16 protein-coding genes are annotated in these 19,847 nt (G+C 58.8%); 11 read left to right on the top strand and 5 right to left on the bottom strand.

The window, feature by feature from the left end; all coding sequences use genetic code 11:
- Positions 1 to 30 precede the first annotated feature (30 nt).
- The 3 genes from AC5SEO_RS10345 (at position 31) to AC5SEO_RS10355 (ending at position 1,126) form a co-directional block, all read left to right on the top strand.
- The gene (locus AC5SEO_RS10345; RefSeq protein ID WP_112752153.1) at positions 31 to 234 is read left to right on the top strand and encodes a DUF4169 family protein; all 204 of its coding nucleotides are present in this window, start codon (positions 31 to 33) and stop codon (positions 232 to 234) included.
- A 116-nt stretch (positions 235 to 350) separates the two neighbouring features.
- Positions 351 to 560, top strand: a complete 210-nt coding sequence (locus AC5SEO_RS10350; protein ID WP_003513131.1) for a ribbon-helix-helix domain-containing protein — start codon at positions 351 to 353, stop codon at positions 558 to 560.
- 236 nt (positions 561 to 796) lie between these two features.
- Complete coding sequence (locus tag AC5SEO_RS10355; protein WP_174068511.1) at positions 797 to 1,126, top strand: hypothetical protein; 330 nt, start codon at positions 797 to 799, stop codon at positions 1,124 to 1,126.
- A 119-nt stretch (positions 1,127 to 1,245) separates the two neighbouring features.
- On the opposite strand, the gene AC5SEO_RS10360 is transcribed toward AC5SEO_RS10355, so the two are convergent.
- Positions 1,246 to 4,956, bottom strand: coding sequence for an AsmA family protein (locus AC5SEO_RS10360; protein ID WP_174068512.1), 3,711 nt, complete (start codon positions 4,954 to 4,956; stop codon positions 1,246 to 1,248).
- A gap of 91 nt (positions 4,957 to 5,047) precedes the next feature.
- Positions 5,048 to 6,460 (bottom strand): FAD-binding oxidoreductase, encoded by a 1,413-nt coding sequence (locus AC5SEO_RS10365; RefSeq protein WP_174068513.1) that lies wholly within the window; start codon positions 6,458 to 6,460, stop codon positions 5,048 to 5,050.
- Positions 6,461 to 6,755: 295 nt separating this feature from the next.
- Between AC5SEO_RS10365 and AC5SEO_RS10370 the strand changes: the two genes are divergently transcribed.
- Complete coding sequence (locus AC5SEO_RS10370) at positions 6,756 to 7,658, top strand: hypothetical protein (protein WP_495363841.1); 903 nt, start codon at positions 6,756 to 6,758, stop codon at positions 7,656 to 7,658.
- A gap of 54 nt (positions 7,659 to 7,712) precedes the next feature.
- Here the strand turns inward: AC5SEO_RS10370 and AC5SEO_RS10375 are convergent, their stop codons facing one another.
- Positions 7,713 to 10,862 (bottom strand): efflux RND transporter permease subunit, encoded by a 3,150-nt coding sequence (locus AC5SEO_RS10375; protein WP_112682105.1) that lies wholly within the window; start codon positions 10,860 to 10,862, stop codon positions 7,713 to 7,715.
- Positions 10,859 to 12,025, bottom strand: a complete 1,167-nt coding sequence (locus tag AC5SEO_RS10380; RefSeq protein ID WP_174068515.1) for an efflux RND transporter periplasmic adaptor subunit — start codon at positions 12,023 to 12,025, stop codon at positions 10,859 to 10,861. The genes AC5SEO_RS10375 and AC5SEO_RS10380 overlap by 4 nt, the downstream gene beginning before the upstream one ends.
- Before the next feature lie 225 nt (positions 12,026 to 12,250).
- Between AC5SEO_RS10380 and AC5SEO_RS10385 the strand changes: the two genes are divergently transcribed.
- The 3 genes from AC5SEO_RS10385 (at position 12,251) to AC5SEO_RS10395 (ending at position 16,153) form a co-directional block, all read left to right on the top strand.
- A complete protein-coding gene (locus AC5SEO_RS10385; protein ID WP_112290531.1) occupies positions 12,251 to 12,661 on the top strand; it encodes a carboxymuconolactone decarboxylase family protein in 411 nt (136 codons plus the stop codon).
- Between the two features lie 101 nt (positions 12,662 to 12,762).
- Positions 12,763 to 15,237: an ATP-dependent helicase gene (locus AC5SEO_RS10390; RefSeq protein ID WP_174068516.1), complete on the top strand. Its 2,475-nt coding sequence runs from the start codon at positions 12,763 to 12,765 to the stop codon at positions 15,235 to 15,237.
- Between the two features lie 103 nt (positions 15,238 to 15,340).
- Positions 15,341 to 16,153, top strand: a complete 813-nt coding sequence (locus tag AC5SEO_RS10395) for a glycosyltransferase family 25 protein (RefSeq protein ID WP_174068517.1) — start codon at positions 15,341 to 15,343, stop codon at positions 16,151 to 16,153.
- Positions 16,154 to 16,316: 163 nt separating this feature from the next.
- On the opposite strand, the gene betI is transcribed toward AC5SEO_RS10395, so the two are convergent.
- Positions 16,317 to 16,913 carry a choline-binding transcriptional repressor BetI gene (gene betI / locus AC5SEO_RS10400; protein ID WP_003513156.1) on the bottom strand — a complete coding sequence of 199 codons (597 nt, stop codon included), beginning with the start codon at positions 16,911 to 16,913 and terminating at the stop codon, positions 16,317 to 16,319.
- A gap of 101 nt (positions 16,914 to 17,014) precedes the next feature.
- On the opposite strand from betI, the gene choX reads away from it, so the two are divergent.
- From choX to AC5SEO_RS10420, 4 genes are all read left to right on the top strand, one after another.
- Positions 17,015 to 17,953: a choline ABC transporter substrate-binding protein gene (gene choX, locus AC5SEO_RS10405; RefSeq protein WP_162736128.1), complete on the top strand. Its 939-nt coding sequence runs from the start codon at positions 17,015 to 17,017 to the stop codon at positions 17,951 to 17,953.
- A complete protein-coding gene (locus tag AC5SEO_RS10410; RefSeq protein ID WP_038491582.1) occupies positions 17,950 to 18,780 on the top strand; it encodes an alpha/beta fold hydrolase in 831 nt (276 codons plus the stop codon). Before choX ends, AC5SEO_RS10410 begins: the two co-directional genes overlap by 4 nt.
- Before the next feature lie 110 nt (positions 18,781 to 18,890).
- The gene (locus tag AC5SEO_RS10415) at positions 18,891 to 19,373 is read left to right on the top strand and encodes a DMT family transporter (RefSeq protein ID WP_003513161.1); all 483 of its coding nucleotides are present in this window, start codon (positions 18,891 to 18,893) and stop codon (positions 19,371 to 19,373) included.
- On the top strand, positions 19,370 to 19,795 hold the full coding sequence (locus AC5SEO_RS10420; RefSeq protein WP_003513163.1) for a DMT family transporter: 426 nt from the start codon (positions 19,370 to 19,372) through the stop codon (positions 19,793 to 19,795). The genes AC5SEO_RS10415 and AC5SEO_RS10420 overlap by 4 nt, the downstream gene beginning before the upstream one ends.
- Positions 19,796 to 19,847: the final 52 nt, after the last annotated feature.

Below are 19,847 nucleotides of genomic sequence, written 5' to 3' on the forward strand. Positions count from 1 at the left end.
ATCGCGCGAAGCTCAAGGAGACATATCCGCATGGCCGCCGATATCGTCAATCTGCGTCAGTTCCGGAAGCAGAAAGCCCGTAGCGAAAAAGAAAAACAGGCGGATCAGAACCGCCTGTCCTTCGGTCGCACCAAGGCGGAAAAAAACCTCACATCGGCCCTTAACGAAAAAGCCGCAAAGGTGCTCGATCAGGGGCGGCTTGAAAAAGACGATGACAGGACCGACAGGGATTGAAGAGCCGGCCTGCCCGGGCAAGCTTTCGGAAGACCAGAAAAAACACCGCCAAACAGAGGCTTGCAGGCACGACATGATTCAGATTCCCAACCGGACCAGCCGGAGAGATTGATCTGATGATCCGCAAGCACTCCACGACATTGCACGGCCACCGCACCAGCATTTCACTCGAGGATGCCTTCTGGGACGAGCTGAAAATCATCGCCGAAAAGCGCAAGATCAGTTTCGCCGCCCTGCTTGCGGAAATAGACGACAACCGGCCAGCCGACAGCAATCTGTCCTCATCCCTTCGGGTCCATGTACTGAATTGGCTGAAGAGCAGGTGAGCTTGCTGCAAGGTGGCATCGAAAGATGACACTGCAGCGGCGCGCATATGCGCCGGCTCATATCCATCCATTCTCCAACTACAAACATTCTTGCCGAAAACTCATAATGTCGTGAAAGCATTCATTAAACATTAGCGCGCTAATTTGTACTGCAAGGCGCTTCAGTACTGCGTAGCCTTGCTTCCAGATTTGTATTTCAAGCTTTTCCTTTTCATCCGCACGCCACGAGGCGACCCATGGTTTCCGCCGCTTCGGGAACGAGCATCGCTGTTTCCGTCCTCTCCTCTTCATCCACCTCGTCTTCAAGCGTTGCCGAACTGAAATCGCAGATTGCCGAAAAGCAGTCAGAACTCGCCCAGACCTCCGAAGCGAAAGCACAGGAAGAACTGAAGAGTACTATTGCATCGCTGCAAGCGCAGCTCGAGGCAATCGAAAACAGCTCCGACAAATCGGCTTCCTCAAGCAACAGCGCGGACAAGCCCAGCCTGTCGGGGGAAAGCAGCAGGATCGGTACCAAGAATTTTGATGCCGACACGCCCTTCGGCGAGCGTGAAGCCTGGATTTAACAGGCTAACGGATAATTTTGGCAAAGTGGTCGAAGCGGCAGCTGTCCGGACCGCGTCAAAATTCGCCCTGAGACACGGGCTCTAACCTCTCCCCAAAACGCGCCGTCGTCGCGGCAAACTTACGGATTGGCCGGAGCGTTTTCGGGCGCCAGTTGCCTGATCGCATCTTCCGTTGGAGGCACCGTCAAGGCCGGCGTTGATTGCCGCTCGGGAACAGGTTGCTGCTGCTGCTGCTGCTGTTGCTGCAACCGCTCCTGCTGTTCCTTTTCCTGCCGCAGACGCTCCTCTGCCGCCGCCTTAAGGCGCGCCTCCTCTTCGGCCTTGGCCTTGGCTTCCGCCTCCACCCGTTCCTTTTCAGCCTGACGTTCAGCCGCCTGAGAACGATAAAGCGCCGTTTCACGACGCAGGCGCTGCTTTTCGAGAACGCTGGCCTGCATGGCCTCGACGCGACGGCGTTCCTTTTCGAAAGCCCGGAGTGCCAGATAATTGCCGAGCGCCGAAACATCGGTCGTCAAAGCCGGTGCGGCGAGCGGACCGTTATAGTTGAGACGCAGCGACGGTTCGGCGCCAGCAACCACTTCGGTGCCGGGATTGAAGATAAGATCAAGATCGCCATTCACGGTCGATGCTGCAATATCGACCGTCGCTTCTCCGGTAAGCGTCACTGGATCGATCCCGGCGCGCAAATTCTGGAAGTGCAGCGCGCCGCCATTCAGGGTGAATGGCAGGGCTACGTTGCCGAGCGGTATTTCGCCCTGCCACAGGCTCTGATCCACCAGCGGCCGAACCTTTGGCGCGTCGATCGGCTGCTGTAAGCCTTCCGCCGCCTGCAGGATCGGCGGAAAGGCACCGGGATTAAGCCCTTTGAGCACAAGCCCGCTGGCGCGCACTTCCCCCGAGCCACCTGCCGATTTCAAAATTTCACCAACGCTTTTGCCCGTCGATTCGGCGGTCAGATCGATCGCCACCCGGCCCGTCGCGACCTGGCCGTTGGCGTTCGCCCACAATATCGACTCGGGATTGGCGTCGTTCACCGCAATCTTGGTGCGGAAAATGCCCGCTCCCTCGCCTGTGGACATGGCAAGCCGCCCGGTCAGCTTTCCGCCCATGAAGGTGCCGGCGATATCATCAAGCGCGAGATTGCCATCATCATGCGTGACCTTGGTCGACAGACCCGTGACCGTGCCGAAAGGACCGGCCTCGAAACTTTCCGCTTTCAGCGACAGCGCGGCCTTGAGTTGCGGGAAAGCCGGCATGGCCAGCGGCTTGGCGTTGAGCGTGCCCGTTTCCGGGTCGATCACCGGTCCGTAGATCGCATCTCCGAGCCAGGCAAGATCGACGGTCCGAAGGGCAAGATCACCGGTGACGGAATGTGGGGCCGCGCGCTGGAACGCCAGACTGCCCGAGAAAGGGTTGCCGCCCGCCTGCCCGCCGAGGGCCGAAAACGCAATCTTCTGCGCATCCACCGCCATTTTTCCGTTCGCCTTCAGCGCCATGCCACCACCAAGCTGCGGCAGGCCAACCGCGTTCATGATGAGATAGGGCTCTATATCAGCGCTTTCGAGCGCCAGATCCGCACTACCCTCGCCGAAATTGGCGGCGGCAACGGCAAAGGACCCGATCATCGAGAAATGCGTGCGCTCCGTCGAGAAACGGATATCGGTCTGGACGGGAGAACCGAGCGTGCCGTTGAGCTTCACGGAAAGCAGCCCTTCCCCATCGGCATCGAACGGCAGGGGATCAAGCCCTGCCTGCCCGAACAGGATCGCCGTCGACTGGTTTTTCAAAACCCCTTCCAGCGACATCGCCGTATCATCGGTGATGGACAGGAAATCCGGCATCTTGGCCACGGCCGACAGACGGCTGCCGTTGACTGTGCCGGAAACGGCGACATTCGCGCCGCCATTTTCGCTGTTGACCGAAACATCCATGGCAAGGTCGGAATTGGCGTACCACGGCGAACTCGCCGCCAGACGGCTGAGGAACGGATGACCAGGCAATTTCTGCTGCAGCATGGCGAAGAACGGCTGCATGTCCGTCGCATGCAGGTTCACCGTGCCCTTGCCCGCATATTTCAGCAACGACCCCTGCAACTGCCCTTTCGCCTTGACTTCGGCACCGGCGATATCGCCAGCCGTCATCTTTTCAAGCGAGAGAACGCCGCCCGCCATGGTGAAGGCAGTTTCCACATGATTTGCAGTCACACCGGCCATGTTGAACCGGTCGGCCTTGAACTTGGCGTCGATGCGATGGTCGAGAACAGAACTTCCGACCTGATCGCCGAGCGCCAGGCTGCCAAGCGCCTTCAGGGCGTCGAGATCGATCTCGTTACCGGCAAGATCGATCGAAAGATTGGAGGCCTTGCCGTCAGAGCGCCGTTCCAGCTTCCCCTTCAGAGAGGCGTCGCCAATGGCAAGCTCGAGATTGTCGAAACGCTGGTTCAGCGTCGTCAGCGAGACGTCGGCGGAAAAACCGGCTGCATTGAGCTGGCGGATCGCCGGATCGACAGAACCGGAAAGCCAGTTTGCCAGCCCGGATGGCTGGTTGGAGGCAACGAGCAGATTGCCGTTGAAAGCGGGACCATCCAGCAGCGTCAGGGAACCTTTGGCTTCCAGCTGCGTCCTGCCGGGCAGCGTTGCCACGGCGTTAACCACCTGCCAGCCGCTGCCATCAGGGCGCACGTCCAGCCGGATGTCACGAATGGTGGTGTCGTCGGAAACCAGCGCCGGTAGGCTGATGCTGGCCTTGCCCGGGACCGGCGGAACCGGAATGCGGGCGACCATGGCGGCAAATGCCTCGATGCGCTGGCGCACGGAGGCGGTGGGCTGGCGCGAGGTCTTGCCGGTCTGCACGACGGGCGGTGCGAAACGATTGACGTCGATCTGCTGGCCATCCGCCGTGAGCAGAAATTCCGGCTTGGCCCCGGTATCCAGCGTTGCCTCGCCGGTCACAACGTAAGGATTTTCGTTGCCACCGAGCTCCATGCGGTAGCTCGGTATGCGCACGCTTTCATTCGTCAGTTCGAAGCTGCCGCGGGTACGTGGCGACGAGAACAGCGATTGCCCGCCCTGCTGCTTCTGTTTTTGGTCTTCACGGAAACTGAAGGCGAAGGAACCGCTATAGGCGGGCTTTCCCGCAGTCGCGGCAATCGCACCGTCCAGATCGACCTCAACCGGATGTTCATCCGGCACCACACGAATCCGCAGGCCCATGCGCCCATTGGCGTAATCCGGCTCGCTGCTCGACAGCGAGAACGAGCCTGGATGCCCGTCAACGGCAGCGCGCCCTTCCGCCTTCCATGGTCCGGCCAGCGAATTGGCGGACATGTCGGCGTTAAGACCCGTCACAACACGGTTGCGGCCGGATTGCTCGTCGATGAATTCGATCTGCCCGCCTTCGATCTGCACACTTTCCAGAACCACGGTGCGGGCTGGAATTTCCGCCCGGCTGCCGCGCATCCAGTCCAGAGTGCCGTCTTTCAAAAGCCGGATCTTGGCCTTGGGTTCCTCGATGCGCATGTCGAAGATACGCGCTTCACCGGAAAGGAAAGGCGCCAGCTCGGCATCCATGGAAAAACGCGCCACCTGAATGAGCGGCGATCCGTCCGCATCCGTTCCGGCGCGCACGTCATGCAGCGTCACCGAAGGGAAAGGCAGGAGCCGGGCTTCGACGCGACCGTGCACCACCACCTTCTTGCCCAGAATGCGGCTTGCCTGATCTTCGAAATCGCGGCGGAAATCCGTCCAGTCAACGAAATAGGGAATGAGCAGCGCTGAAAACAGCACCACGGCCAGCAGTCCGCCCAGAAAAACCAGAATACGCCCGAGCACTGAACTGCTTCTCCCTTCGCGAACGCTGCAAACCTATTCTTATTTGCCTTAACGGCAAGCAGCCTTTTGTACCAATCAATTGTGAGAATGATCAGACAAGACGGAACAGTTTGCCTGGATTGAAGATATTATCGGGGTCGAGCGACGTTTTGATGGCGCGCATCACATCCAGCGCATTTCCCGCCTCTTCGGCCAGAAAACTCATCTTGCCCTGGCCGATGCCGTGTTCTCCGGTGCAGGTGCCGTCCATGGCGATGGCCCGGCGATTGAGACGCGCAACGAAAGCTTCGGTTTTGGCGACACTTTCGGCATCCTTGCCATCGAACAGGATGAGTACATGGAAATTGCCGTCGCCGGCATGACCGACGATCGGCGCCAGAAAGCCGTTTTCCTTGATATCCCGTTGCGTTTCCACCACGCAGTCCGCCAGCCGCGAAATCGGCACGCAGACATCGGTGGACAAACCGTCGAGATGCGGCGCGAGCGCCCGCGAGGCCCAATAAGCGTCATGTCGGGCCTTCCACAGCTTGTTGCGCTCGGCCGCATCGCTGGTCCAGCGGAAATCGACGCTGCCGCATTCCGCCGCGATCTCTGCAAATTGCTGCGATTGCAGGACTGCCGTCTCTTCGGTGCCGTGGAACTCCACGAACAGCGTCGGTTTTTCCGCGTAGTTCAGGCCGGAATAGGCATTGCAGGCCCGCACCTGTACTTCATCAAGCAGTTCGATGCGCGCAACCGGAATACCCATCTGGATCGTCATGATAACGGCGTCACAGGCCGCCTGAATACTGTCGAAGGTGCAGACGCCACCGGCGATCTTTTCCGGGATGCCCTGCAACCGCAGCGTAACCGAGGTCAGAACCCCAAGCGTGCCCTCGGCACCGACGAAAAGCCGCGTCAGATCGTAACCGGCCGACGACTTGCGGGCACGGCGAGCAGTGCGGATTTCCTCACCATTGGCAACAACGGCGGTAACGGCCAGCACATTGTCCTTCATCGTGCCGTAACGCACGGCATTGGTGCCCGACGCCCGCGTCGAGGCCATGCCGCCGATAGAGGCATTGGCACCCGGATCGATCGGAAAGAACAGGCCGGTATCACGCAGATAGACGTTAAGGTCCTCGCGCGTCACACCCGGCTCCACCGTCACGTCAAGATCTTCGGCGTTTACCTCAATGATGCGATTCATCCGGCTGAAATCGATGCATATTCCGCCATCAGGCGCATTGACCTGCCCTTCCAGTGAAGAGCCAGTTCCGAAGGGAATGACCGGCACCTTATACTGCGCACAAGCCTTCACCACAGCTTTCACATCATCTGCGTTTTCGGCAAAGACGACACCATCAGGCGCCTGCAAGGTCAGATAGGTGGTGGTATGGCCATGCTGCTCGCGAAACGCCTGCCCAGTCTGGAGCTTATCACCCAGCTGCTGCTTCAGCGCTGCAAGCACCGACGCGATGCCTTCCTCGTTGCGTTTTCCCGCGACCACATCTTTCAGCGCCATCGTCCATCTCCACCGCAAGATACCGCCGTAACGGACTCGATCCGTTACGAAATTCCGTTGGGTGGTATGGGATAAGGTTAAGGCTTTGTCCAGCCGGTCAGCCGCCCGGACGGTAGGAACAACCTCCTCTCATATGGCCTTCCGCATGCACATACTGCCAGCCCTGAGCAAGCTCCAGCTCGTATACATCTTATACGTGAATTTCTTCATTGATGCTCATAAATGCATATAAATTACAACCGGAATGCGGAGCCGGGCTAGAAACGGGTCCGTATTCAAACATCAGGGTTTCAACATGACTGCAATTATAAGTCAGCCCTTTGCAGGATCGAATTATTTTCGACTGATGACCGAGAACATTCCCGAAAAAAACCGGGCAAGTAGCCCTTCCGGCGCCACGAATGGTGTTGACCCTCTGACCGCACTGATTGCCTCCAGCGCGGACGACGAAACGGGCGACCTTACCTACGACATGAGAGGCAGGATCGACGGGAGGCCGGAGAGAGATAATAACGATGCTGAAGAAGCAAAGAACAATGCGGATCCAGTGGCGGATAGAGACTGGATGGAAGAGATTATCCGAACCACCAGCCTCAATCTTTCCCCGGCCTCAAGCAAACGGGATGTGTGGGGAGAGGAATTACGCTTCAACCGCGCCATGCATACCCCAGGTGTGCGGCCTGAAGACATTGTTCGCAATTTCGTTCCCGAGGGCATGACGAAAGAAAGCGTGCATGATCTAACGCCAGAGGCATATCAGGCTGAGCTAAGTAAAGCATACCACAATGCTTCCGTGCGAGAACAGAGAGAGAGTTGGGCACTCGCTGGTATCGACTATGATACCTACTGGGCTAATTTTGATAGCCCCGGCTATGCCGCCATGGGCATTCCGGGAAGCATACAGTCCTTACAGAATGCGATCGATTTTTATAACAGCACACACAAAATCGAAGCCAAAGGAGTCGATCCGAAAACCCTGACCGAGAAACAGCGGGTAGTTCTTAAAATGTTCGAAGACACCAATAACTACTGGAAAAAGCGCGCCAAAGATCAACTCGACCAGACGATTTCCAGCCTGTTCAATAGTTATGACAGAACAGGAAACCTGATTGAGACGGACGCGAACGGCAGGGTAAGCGTTGGAACCTTTGAACTATCGTATAAAGGCGTCCAGATTTATAGCACGAACAGGAGTTAATCAGCTGCCACGATCTGCTTAGCGCGTCGCGCTCTCGGGCTTGCCCATAAATTTTTATTCCGCCGCAAGCAGCTGCTTGTCCTCCTCCAGCGCCTTCCGACGCGCGGCAAGTTCCAGTTCGCGGTGGAGGCGGATTTCCTCATCGGCTTGCGGTTTGGCGAAACGGGCAATCAGCAGGTAGGAGACCGGGGTGATGTAAAGCGTCACCAGCGTCGCAAAACCCAGACCGCCGACGATGACCCAGCCGAGCGCGATGCGTGCTTCCGCCCCTGCTCCCTGTGCCAGCACCAGCGGCACGCCGCCCAAAATGGTCGCGATCATTGTCATCATCACCGGGCGCAGGCGAATGCTGGTGGCTTTTTCGATGGCTTCGCGCACGGTGGCGCCCTGGTCACGCAGATGGTTGGCGAATTCCACGATGAGAATGCCGTTCTTCGCCATCACGCCCACCAGAAGCACAAGGCCGATCTGGCTATAAACGTTGAGGCTCGATCCGGTGACGAGCAGCGCGATGACGGCGCAGGCAAGACCGAGCGGCACTGTCGACATGATGATGATCGAGCTCAGGACACTTTCGAACTGCGCGGCCAGGACGAGGAAGATGATGGCGATGGCAAAACCGAAGGTCAGCAGCATGCCGCTCGAATTCTCCTCAAGCGTCGCCGCCTCGCCGAGCGGCAGAAGGCGGGCGCCGGGCGGCAGGAGGGATTGTGAGAGCTCGTTCACCTTTTCCAAAGCCTGACCGAGCGAAACGCCGTCCTTGAGATTGGCGGTAAAGCCGACGGAGGGAAGCTGCTGCTCGCGGTTCAGCTGCGGCGCCACCGCATTTTCCTTCAGGGTGGCAATGACCGACATCGGCACGATCTTGCCGTCACCCGTTTTCAGGAAGACGTTTTCCAGATCGGTCGGGTCATTGATCGGCCGGGTGGAGGACAGCAGCCGGACCGGGATTGCATCCCCATCCACGAAGACGTCGACAACCGAACGTCCTTCCAGCAGCGATTGCATGGCGCGTGACAGGCCGGTGATATCAATGCCTAGATCGGAGGCGCGCTCACGGTCGATGGAGACGGATAGCTGCGCCTGGTTGGGCTCGTTGTCCAAACGCGGCGTTTCGAACAGGCCGCTTTCCTCCATGGAAAGCAGTAGTTTCTGCGTCGCAGCTGTCAGTGCCTGATAATTGCTGCCGACCATTGCCATCTGCAGGCCGTTGCCCGCACCGCGAATGCGCAGGCTGTTCGGCTGCATGGCGTTGCCGCGCAGCGCCGGCACCTTGTTGGCGGCAGCGGTAACATCGGCGGCAATCTGGTTCTGCGTGCGGTCGCGATCAGCCCACGGCGCCAGCGTCAGCACCAGAAAACCGGTGTTGGAGGAACCGTTCATACCGGTGATAGAGTAAATATTGCGGATTTCACCGCTATCGCGCAGTGGCTGGAGATTTTCCTCGATCCGCTGCAACTGGTCGCGCGTATAGTCGAGGCTGACACCCTGCGGCGCTGTCACACGCATCATCACCGAGGCGCGGTCCTCGCGCGGCGTCAGTTCGTTCTGGATCATGCCGAAGGCAATCCAAGACAGGCCCGAAAAGACGAGCGCAACGATGATGACGATGAGCGGGTTGTTGAGGCAGGCGGAAAGCGTCTTCTTGTAGGTGGAGGCAAAGACATTGCCGAACCACGCCAGCGGTCCCGTGGGTTCCTTCAATCCGTCTTTCAGCATCCGCGAAGCGAGCATCGGACAAAGCGTCAGGGCCACGATGGAGGAAAGACCGACAGCGAAGGCGAGAACGAAACCGAATTCACGGAAAAGGCCACCCAGCTGGCCCGGCAGGAAGGAGAGCGGAATGAACACTGCGGCAAGGGTCGCCGTCGTCGCAATCACCGCGAAGAACACTTCCTGCGTGCCGAGAACAGCGGCAGCGCGCGGCCCCATGCCCTCGGCACGGCGGCGCACGATATTTTCCAGCACCACGATCGCATCATCGACCACCAGACCCGTCGCCAGAACGATGGCGAGCAGCGTAAGGATGTTAATCGAGAATCCGACCATGTAGATGGCGATGATCGTGCCGATCAAAGCCACCGGCATGGTGATCGCCGGAATGAGTGTTGCCCGCCAGTCACGCAGGAACAGGTAGAGCACCACAACCACGATCAGCGCGGAAAGACCAAGCGCCAGTTCCACCTCGTGCAACGCGCCTTCGATGAAGACGGCGTCGTCACTGGTCACCACGATGCGCGTACCCTGCGGCAGGTTGGCCGACATGGCCTCGACGGCAGCCTTCACGCCGGTGGAGATATTGAGCGTATTGGACTGCGCCTGCCGGATGACGCCGAGACCCACGCCCTGCACACCATTGGACCGCAGCGAGGTGGATTCGTCATCCGCACCCAGCATCACGGTTGCCACATCGCGCAGGCGGATATTGTCCTTGATCAGAAGGTTGGAAAAATCCTCAGGCTTCGTGAGGCTCGCGGTCGCGCGCACGACGATGTCCTGCGTCGAACTTTTCAGCGATCCCGCCGGCACATCAAGCGCGGCACTGGCCAGCGCGGTGGAAATATCCGTCACCGTCAGACCACGGCTGGCAAGTGCGGCCTGATTGAGATCGACGCGGAAGACTTTTTCCTGATCGCCGTAAAGCTCCACATCCGCCACGCCATCGACGGCGGCAAGGCGGTCGATGACTTCGTCATCCACCAGCTTGGTCAGATCTTCCATGCTGAGCGTGGACGAAGTGACGGCAAGACGCATGATCGGCTGGCTGTCGGAATCCGCCTTGATGATCTGCGGCTCGTCAGCATCATCAGGCAACTGGTTGGTTACGCGGCCAATGGCATCGCGCACATCGTTTGCGGCAACGGCCATATCGACATTGTCGCCGAATTCCATCGTTACGCGGCTGGTGCCGAATTGCGAATTGGAGGAGATGGACTTGACGCCACTGACGCGCGCAACAGCCCCCTCAATGGTCTGCGTCACTTCCTGATCGATGGTTTCGGGCGCCGCACCTTCATAGGTCGTCCTGACGCTGATGGACGGCCGGTCCACATCCGGCAACTCGCGCACCTCAACGCCAACCAGCGCGGCAAGGCCGGCAACCACAAGCAACGTATTGAGAACCGCTGCCAGAATGGGCCGGCGAACGAACAGTGCGGTGAAGGCGAGCTTGGAATCCTGACCCGAAGGCGGCTGAGTCGTCATTGGCTGGCAACCTCCTCGGGCTTCGGCTGGCTTGCGACACGGACGGCACCACCCTCCCGCACCCGCTGCAATCCTTCGGTCACGACCTGATCGCCTTCCGCCAGTTCCGCTTTCACGAGAACGGCATCGGGGTTACGCTGCACGATCTGCACCCGCACCTTGGCCGATTTATTGTCGGTCACGCGCCAGACATAGGAACCTTCGGCATCCCACTGCACGGCCAGCGGATCGACGGAGGCATAGGTCTCTCCGGCAAAACGCATGGTGACGCCGAAGGACATACCGGCCCGAAGCTCATCCTTGTCGTTAGCAAACCGTGCCCGGATGCGGATGGTACGGCTTGCGGCGTCGACACGGTTGTCGACGGCCTCGACCTCACCTTTGAACGTCTCGCCGGGGCGTGAAATCGAGGTGGCCTCTACAGGCATTCCGACGGTAATTGCAGTTACGAACCGTTCCGGCGCCCAGAAATTGACCAGAATTTGAGAACGGTCATCAATGCCGACGATTGTTGATTGCGTGGTGACATTGTCGCCGATATTGGCGGCCACGATCCCGACAACACCCTCAATCGGTGCGACGATGTCGCGGCGCCTGAGGTTCAGCTCGGCGGTGCTCAGTGCAAGCTTGGCGGCTTCCTCGGCAATCTGCGCGTCCAGCACATCAAGGCGGGATACGGATTTCAGGTTACTGTAGGAACTCGATTTTTCGACGGCGCTGCGTAGCGCAACCTGCGCCTTGTCCCGCTCGATCACCTGCTCCTCGTCATCGAGCCGCGCGAGCACCTGCCCCTTTACGACGCGGGCGCCGGATGAAATGCGGATTTCCGAAAGCGTGCCTGATGTCTGCGGCATGACGACGACCGACTGGATGGCCTCGCCACTGCCGATGGCGTTCAGCCTGTCATTGACCGTGCCCTTCTTGACCGGGGCCATCGCCACCAGGGTCGCATTGCCATCGCGGCGTGCGGCGCCGGCATTTTGGCCGGATGACGAACCGGGTGTTCTGGCACCGGATGCGGCAACCTCGACCGCGCCAACAGGTGTTTTGCCGATGCCGATACCCGCGAGCAGATTCCGCGCTTCGGGTGAATAAAACCCCCAAAGACAGAGTCCTGCTCCCGCTACAGCAAGACTGACACCCACCTGTTTCCACACCCGCATACAATTCTCCGATTATCCGCACAGCATAAACCCGCCCCGAAAAGAGCTTTTCGGAACGGTAGAAGTATTCCCGCATGCCCTAACGAAGGCAACGCACAAATCCGTTCCTTACATAATTGTAATTTGTGATGAATTGTCGTCGAAAGCGCACTGACGGCCATTTCTGTCGCAAACATTCGCCAATACGGTAATCTGCAGCTGAAATAGCCATGACCGGAGGAATGCATGAGCACCGTAACGAAAGCCGAAAATGCCGAAGCCAACCCGCGCGTCAAGGCTGTGTTCGACGATATCCGCACAACGCGGAAATCGGATTTCATCAACAATATGTGGCTCTACCTCGCCTTCGACCCCGATCTTCTGGAAAAGACCTGGGCCGAGGTCAAGGCGGTGATGGCCACACCTTCAGCGCTCGATCCGCTGGTGAAGGAAATGCTTTATATCGCCGTTTCCGTCACCAATGGCTGCTCCTACTGCGCCCACTCCCATACCGCGGCTGCAAAAGCCAAGGGCATGACGGGCGAACAGCATGCCGATCTCATGCGGGTCATCGCGCTTGCCGCCAAGACCAACCAACTGGCCGTGGCGCTGCAATTGCCGGTGGACGCGGCTTTTGATGCCGACAGGCGGGCCTGACATGAAAAAACGTCTTGGAATAGGCGTTTTGACGGATGATACCGGAATAAAAGCAGAACACGGTTCTAGCCTTTATATCCCGAATCACTACATTGGGCCGCATGAGCAACAGTTTTGACGATATGCCGTTCTTCGACGAAGAACCTGAGGCGCCTCGCAAGGCGACGAACAATGCCGATGCAGGCAACGCCGGCGGGCTTGGCATTGCCGCGCGCGCCATGGCGGCACGCGATCAGGCCCGGCCCACGCCCGACTATCTTTCCGGCCTCAACCCGGAGCAGCGCGAGGCCGTGGAGACACTGGACGGCGCTGTTCTGGTGCTTGCGGGCGCCGGCACCGGCAAGACCCGCGTTCTGACCACCCGCATCGCCCATATTCTGGCGACCGGACGCGCCTATCCCAGCCAGATTCTGGCCGTGACCTTCACCAACAAGGCCGCCCGCGAGATGAAGGAACGCATTGGCGTTCTGGTCGGCGGCGCGGTTGAGGGCATGCCTTGGCTCGGCACTTTCCACTCCATCGGTGTCAAGCTCTTGCGTCGCCATGCCGAACTCATCGGCCTGAAGTCTGATTTCACCATTCTCGACACCGACGATGTGGTGCGGCTGATCAAACAGCTTATCCAGGCCGAAGGTCTTGATGACAAGCGCTGGCCGGCCAAACAATTCGCCGGAATGATTGACGGCTGGAAGAACAAGGGGCTGACGCCGCCGGATATTCCCGAGGGCGATTCCCGCGCCTTTGCCAATGGCAAGGGCCGCGAACTTTACACGACCTATCAGAACCGGCTGAAAACGCTGAACGCCTGCGATTTCGGCGATCTTCTGCTGCACCCCATCAGCATCTTCCGCCGCAATCCCGATATTCTGAAGGAGTACCACCAGAAATTCCGCTACATTCTGGTGGACGAGTATCAGGACACCAATACGGCGCAATATATGTGGCTCAGGCTTCTTGCCCAGCGCCCCAAAGGCGAGCCGCAAAACGTCTGCTGCGTCGGCGACGACGACCAGTCGATCTATGGCTGGCGCGGCGCCGAAGTGGACAACATCCTGCGCTTCGACAAGGATTTTCCCGGTGCCAAGGTCATCAAGCTGGAGCGCAACTACCGCTCCACCGAGCATATTCTCGGCACCGCCGGCCATCTGATCGCCCATAATGAAGGGCGTCTCGGCAAGACCCTGTTCACCGAGCGCAGCAGCCCCGACGATGAGAAGGTCGTGGTGCATGCCGCCTGGGATTCCGAAGAGGAAGCCCGCGCCGTCGGTGAAGAAATCGAACAGCTTCAGCGCAAGAACCACAAGCTGAACGACATGGCCATTCTCGTTCGCGCCTCCTTCCAGATGCGCGAGTTCGAAGACCGTTTCGTCACGCTTGGCCTCAATTACCGCGTGATCGGCGGTCCGCGCTTCTATGAGCGTCTCGAAATCCGCGATGCCATGGCCTATTTCCGCCTTGTCTGCCAGCCGGCCGACGATCTGGCCTTCGAGCGCATCGTCAACACCCCCAAGCGCGGCCTGGGCGACACGACCATCCGCAATCTGCATGATTACGCCCGCGCCCGCGACATTCCGATGCTGGCGGCAGCGACCGACATCATCGAGACCGACGAGCTGAAACCGAAAGCGCGCAAGGCGCTGTTCGACGTGGTGCAGGATTTCCGCCGCTGGCAGGGGCTTCTGGAAAACACCGAACACACCACGCTTGCCGAGCAGATCCTGGACGAAAGCGGCTATACTGCCATGTGGCAGGCCGACAAGACGGCGGAAGCACCCGGTCGGCTGGAAAACCTGAAGGAACTCATCCGCTCGATGGAGGCCTTCGAGAGCCTGCGCGGTTTCCTCGAGCATGTCGCGCTCGTCATGGATGCCGAGCAGAACGAAAATCTAGATGCCGTCTCCATCATGACGCTGCATTCCGCCAAGGGGCTGGAATTCGACACCGTCTTCCTTCCCGGTTGGGAAGAAGGTCTGTTCCCGCACCAGCGGGCGCTGGACGAAGGCGGCCGCTCCGGTCTGGAGGAAGAACGTCGTCTCGCCTATGTCGGCATCACCCGCGCCAAGAAGCTATGCCATATCTGGTTCGTATCGAACCGGCGTATCCATGGTCTGTGGCAATCCACCCTGCCCTCGCGTTTTCTCGATGAACTGCCGCCAGCGCACGTGGATGTCGCGGCATCCGACAGCAATTACGGTGGTTACGGCGGACGCGGCGGTTATGGCCAGTCCCGTTTCGACAAGGCGGAGCCCTTCGCCAACAACTACTCCACCCCCGGCTGGAAACGTGCCCAGGCCAACAAGTCCGACGCGACCCGCGATAACTGGGGCACACGCTCCGGCCATGCGGTCGAGCGGATTGGTTATGGCGAAAGCGGGCCCCGCGCCCGCACGATCGACGGCGAACTGGTGGCCAAATCGGTTGCCGACACACCGTCGAAATTCGTGGTCGGAGACCGCGTTTTTCATATCAAATTCGGCAATGGCAACATCTCCGCCATCGAGGGTAACAAATTGACCATCGATTTTGACCGCGCCGGACAAAAGCGTGTGCTGGATGGATTTGTGGAAAAGGTTTGATTCGACAACTATGAGTGCATGAACGCGGCTTTTTCCGTAGCCCGCGTCACGCCGTTGCAATAAAGGAGTTGCAACAGGGTGCAGAAACCGGGCGAGGACTGCTTTGCATATTTTACCGAAAAGCGGGCGCAAGCTTGCCGTTTTCCTGATCAATATGGACAGCGCCACCAAGCGCCTCGAGGACATGAACGCACGCCTCGACGCCATCGGGCTGAAGGCAGAGCGGGTCCAGGGCGTCAATGGCCGCGAACTGAATTATCCTATCCCGGAATTCAGCGAGCTTTCCTACATGCTCATGCATGGCCGCCGCACCTCGCCGCCGGAAATCGGCTGCTATCTCAGCCATGTCGCCTGTGCCAACAGGTTCATGGGCAGCGATGCCGATATCGCGCTCATTCTTGAAGACGATGTCGTCTTCGAAAAGGATTTCCTGGAAGCAATCGACGAGGCGATAGTGAACGGGAGCGACTGGGATCTGCTTCGGCTGACCACGGTCAGCAACGGTCGCAAGTTTCCGTTCCGCAAGCTCGTTGGCGGACGCTCACTCGCAATTGCGTTGACGCGGGAAAAGGGTTCGGGCGCATATCTCGTCAACCGCCGCGCCGGCAAATGGATCTCGAAGCTGATCCCCATGCGGCTTGCCTACGATATTGCCTTCGACCTGGAATACCTCGCTGGCCTGAAGGCAGCCTTCATCTACCCACTCTGCGCCACGCAGGATGCGGACGGGGAAAGCCAGATCCAGAACAATCTGCGGATATACCGTCTGCCCCGCTGGCGCTACTTCACCGTACTGCCCTACCGCACTTTTCTGGAAACCAGCCGTTTCCTCATGCGCAGCCTCCGCTTTGGCGTTGCCAAGCTGACCGTTGCGCTGGAGCGCGGCAAGGGCAAGACCGTTCCCACCGGCAATTGACTGCGCTGGCCTACACTTCGCCGGGCGTGAACCCAACCAGATAGACCGCGGCGATCACAGCTGCGAGAGTGAAAATCGAAATGACGAAAATCGTCATCCGGTTCAAGGGTTTGCGCGTCGTTTTCTTCATGGTGGAATAATGCGAAGCGCGCGTACTGGTTCCCTACGGATTGCCAGCTTTTGCGTGCGGTAACCTGTGAGACAGGTAATCCCGCATTTGCTCCATTGCCTCCTCGCGCGTCAAACCACCGGACTGCAATCCTGAGCGCAACCAGAGGCCGTCGATAAGCGAAGTGATCCCGAGCGCGACAGTTGCGCAGTCTTGCCTCGGCACGAGATGCGCCAAAGCCGACAAAAGATTGGAGCGCATCCGCGCATGGATCACCTTCTGAATCCTGGCGAGCTGCGGCTCGCGCGGAACCTCGGCGCAAAGCGACAGCCAGGCGTGGCAGATCGAGGGCTGAAAGAAGCTCTCGTCGAAATTCGCCTCGATAATCGCATCGAGCCGTTCACGCGGACTGACCGCCCGATTGAGGCGCGCCACCACGGCCTCCTTCAGCTTCACATTGGCTTCACGCATCGCGTGCTCGAACAGTTCCTGCTTGTTGGCGAAATAATGCAGCACGATGCCTTTTGAGGCGCCTGCCTGCGCCGCCACCCTTTCAAGCGTGGCACCCGCCATTCCCTCACGCTGAAGAACTTCGAATGCAGCCCGCCTCAGCTCCGCCCGGCGAATATCGCTTATCTTGGTCAGTCGCATCTTTGTCTCCTTGCGTGAGCAATATTGACAAATTTTCCGCGAAGATCAATTATTGTCCCACCGGTCAGTATAATGACCCAATAGACAAAAAAGGTGGAACAATGAAAAAATGGGCAGGTGTTTTTTCGGCCGCGATGGTTTTGACGACCGTCGGCAATTCCGCGCTCGCATCGGATGCTGAAACTTGCAAGGTTGTGCGACTGGCCGAGCCGGGCTGGAACGATCTTGCTTTCACCACCGGCATCGCCATGTCGCTGTTGAAATCACTGGGATATGAGCCGCAAAGCCAGCTACTCGGGATCGACGTCATCTACACGAGCCTGAAGAGCAAGGATCTCGACGTCTTTCTGGGCTATTGGAACCCGGCAATGGTGAACTACTACAAGCCTTACAAGGAAGACGGATCGGTCGAAAAAGTCCGAACCAATCTTGTAGGCGCCAAATACACTTTCGCGGTTCCGACCTATGTCTGGGATGCCGGTGTCAGGGATTTCTCCGACCTGCAAAAATTCGCGGACAAGTTCGACAGCAAGCTCTACGGCATCGAACCGGGCTCCAACCAGTTGATGCTGGATGCCGTCAACGATCCGGCACTGGGACTGCACAATTGGGAAGTGGTCGAGTCCAGCGAACAGGGCATGCTTTCGCAGGTAACCCGTTTCGCCCGCAACAAGTCCTTCATTGTTTTCCAGGGGTGGGCGCCGCACCCGATGAACAGCAAATTCGACATCAAGTACCTGACGGGCGGCGATAAATTTTACGGGCCCGACTTCGGCGCTGCAACAGTCGATACGCAGGTACGCAAAGGCTACCTGCAGGAATGCCCGAATGTGGCGAAGCTGCTCGACAATCTCGCATTCGACGTGGAGTACGAGAACAAGGGCATGGACTATATCATGAACGGTGGAATGTCCCCGGAAGACGCGGCAAGGCAGGCGATCAAGGATGAGCCGCAAAGACTGGACGCCTGGCTGAAGGGCGTATCGACGTTCGACGAGCAGGATGGTCTCACTGCCGTAAAGGCGGGGATCGGCCTGTGACAGCAATATTGCAGGATGATTGGGAGAAGCGGAAGCAATATGTAGAATTGCCCCGCGGTCGCCAGCTGGCTTTCATCGACACCGGCGGTCCGGGCCCAGTCCTGCTGATGCTGCATGGTTTTTCGGACACCAGCCGCAGCTTCTCCATGCTTGAGCCTTTTTTCAGCGAATACAGGCTCATCGTCCCTGACCTGCCCGGACACGGTGTTTCCTCGGCAGGACAGAGCCTGCATGTCGCTGATTTCGCCGAAACGGTCGATCGGTTTCTAACGCTCCTGGGTATTTCACGGCTGTTTCTGCTCGGCCACTCCATGGGTGCGATGACCACTATCGAACTTGCCGCCCGGCGAGGCGACACGATCCGGGCTCTTGCCCTCATCTCGGCAACGCTTGAGCCGGATTTTGGCGCGGAAAGCCAGTTGACCAGAGATATTCTCGCACTTCGGGACCCGATCGGACCCAATAGCGGCTTTCTGCGCGGCTGGTATTCGTGCAGTCAGCCAGTCGACGATGATTTTTTGTCGAAAATGAAACAGGATGCCGCCAACATGCCGGCCGCCATCTGGCATGGCGTCGTTGAGCGCTTTGCGGATACAAACCTGCATCACAGCGCGTCCAGAATAAAAAAACCGGTACTATGCCTCGCCGGTTTCGAAGACCCCCTTTTCGGCGCGTCGCATCGTCGAAAATTGGCCGCCGCCTTTCCCGAGGCTCAAACCGTTACGCTCGATGGGCATGGCCACAATCCGCATTGGGAAAACCCGAAGGGCGTATCCACGCTGATCGCCGATTTTTTCGCGGATGTTATGTCAGACTGCGCTAAGTGAGAAGATGGAGTGCGCTGGTTGCACATGTTTCTGGAAACAACTGACAAATCGATTTCGATTCAGGTGCCGATGTTGTAACGCTTCGCTGAATAATCATATTTTGGCTGGCCATGACAGAAACGACCCATCCCCGCCTGAACCCGTTGCACCTTGCCGCCGCCTTCGCAAGCGGCTGTCTTCTGACATTGATGGTGCATTTCAACGGCCAGCTTGCGCATTACGGAAACGCACTTTTCTCCTCCTGGACTGCACACGGCACCGGCACGGTGGCGGCGCTGATCTATCTCGCGATCATGCGCCCGAAGACGGAGGCGGGTGCGCTGGCCAAACCGAAGGCGCCGCTCTGGGCCTATTGCGGTGGGGTGATTGGTGCGGCCATCGTCATCCTCACCTCCACCGCCGTCAATTCGCCGCTTGCCCTCTCCGGCACCATCGCGCTCGGGTTGGGCGGACAGGTGATCTTCAGCCTTCTGGCCGATTTCTTCGGCCTGTTTGGCCTGCCCAAACGGCGGCCGGATTTGCGTGACATGGCGGCGGTGGCGCTGATTCTCTGTGGCAGCGCACTTATTATCCTTGTCGGGAGAACGGCATGATCGTCTGGATAGCCATGGCGTTTACCGGCGGCGTCTTCGTGGCACTGAGCCGTCAGGTCAACGGCCGCCTCAGCCTGTCGAACTCACCGCTGATTGCCTCGTTCTGGAACCATATCGTCGGTTTCGGGGTATTGACCGTCATCGGCCTCATCGTCGGCGGCCTCATTCCGCCGGGCGCGGCCGACGCGCCGTGGCTTGCCTTCATCGGTGGCCCCATCGGTGTTGTCTTCATCGCTTCGGGAAGCTGGCTCATCCCCCGCATCGGCGCGGTCAATACCGCACTTCTCGTCATCAGCGGCCAGATGGTCTCAAGCGTCGTGCTCGACTTTTTCAGCGATCAGCCGCCGAAACTCTGGGCGAGCGCACTCGGCATTCTGCTGATTCTCGCCGGCATGGTGCTGACCCAGCGACGCGGCCGCTAGGGCATTTCTCCAGTAAAAATGTGCAGCGGTTTTACGTCCGGGAAAGCGTAAA

The organism is Agrobacterium sp. K11, from assembly GCF_059429395.1.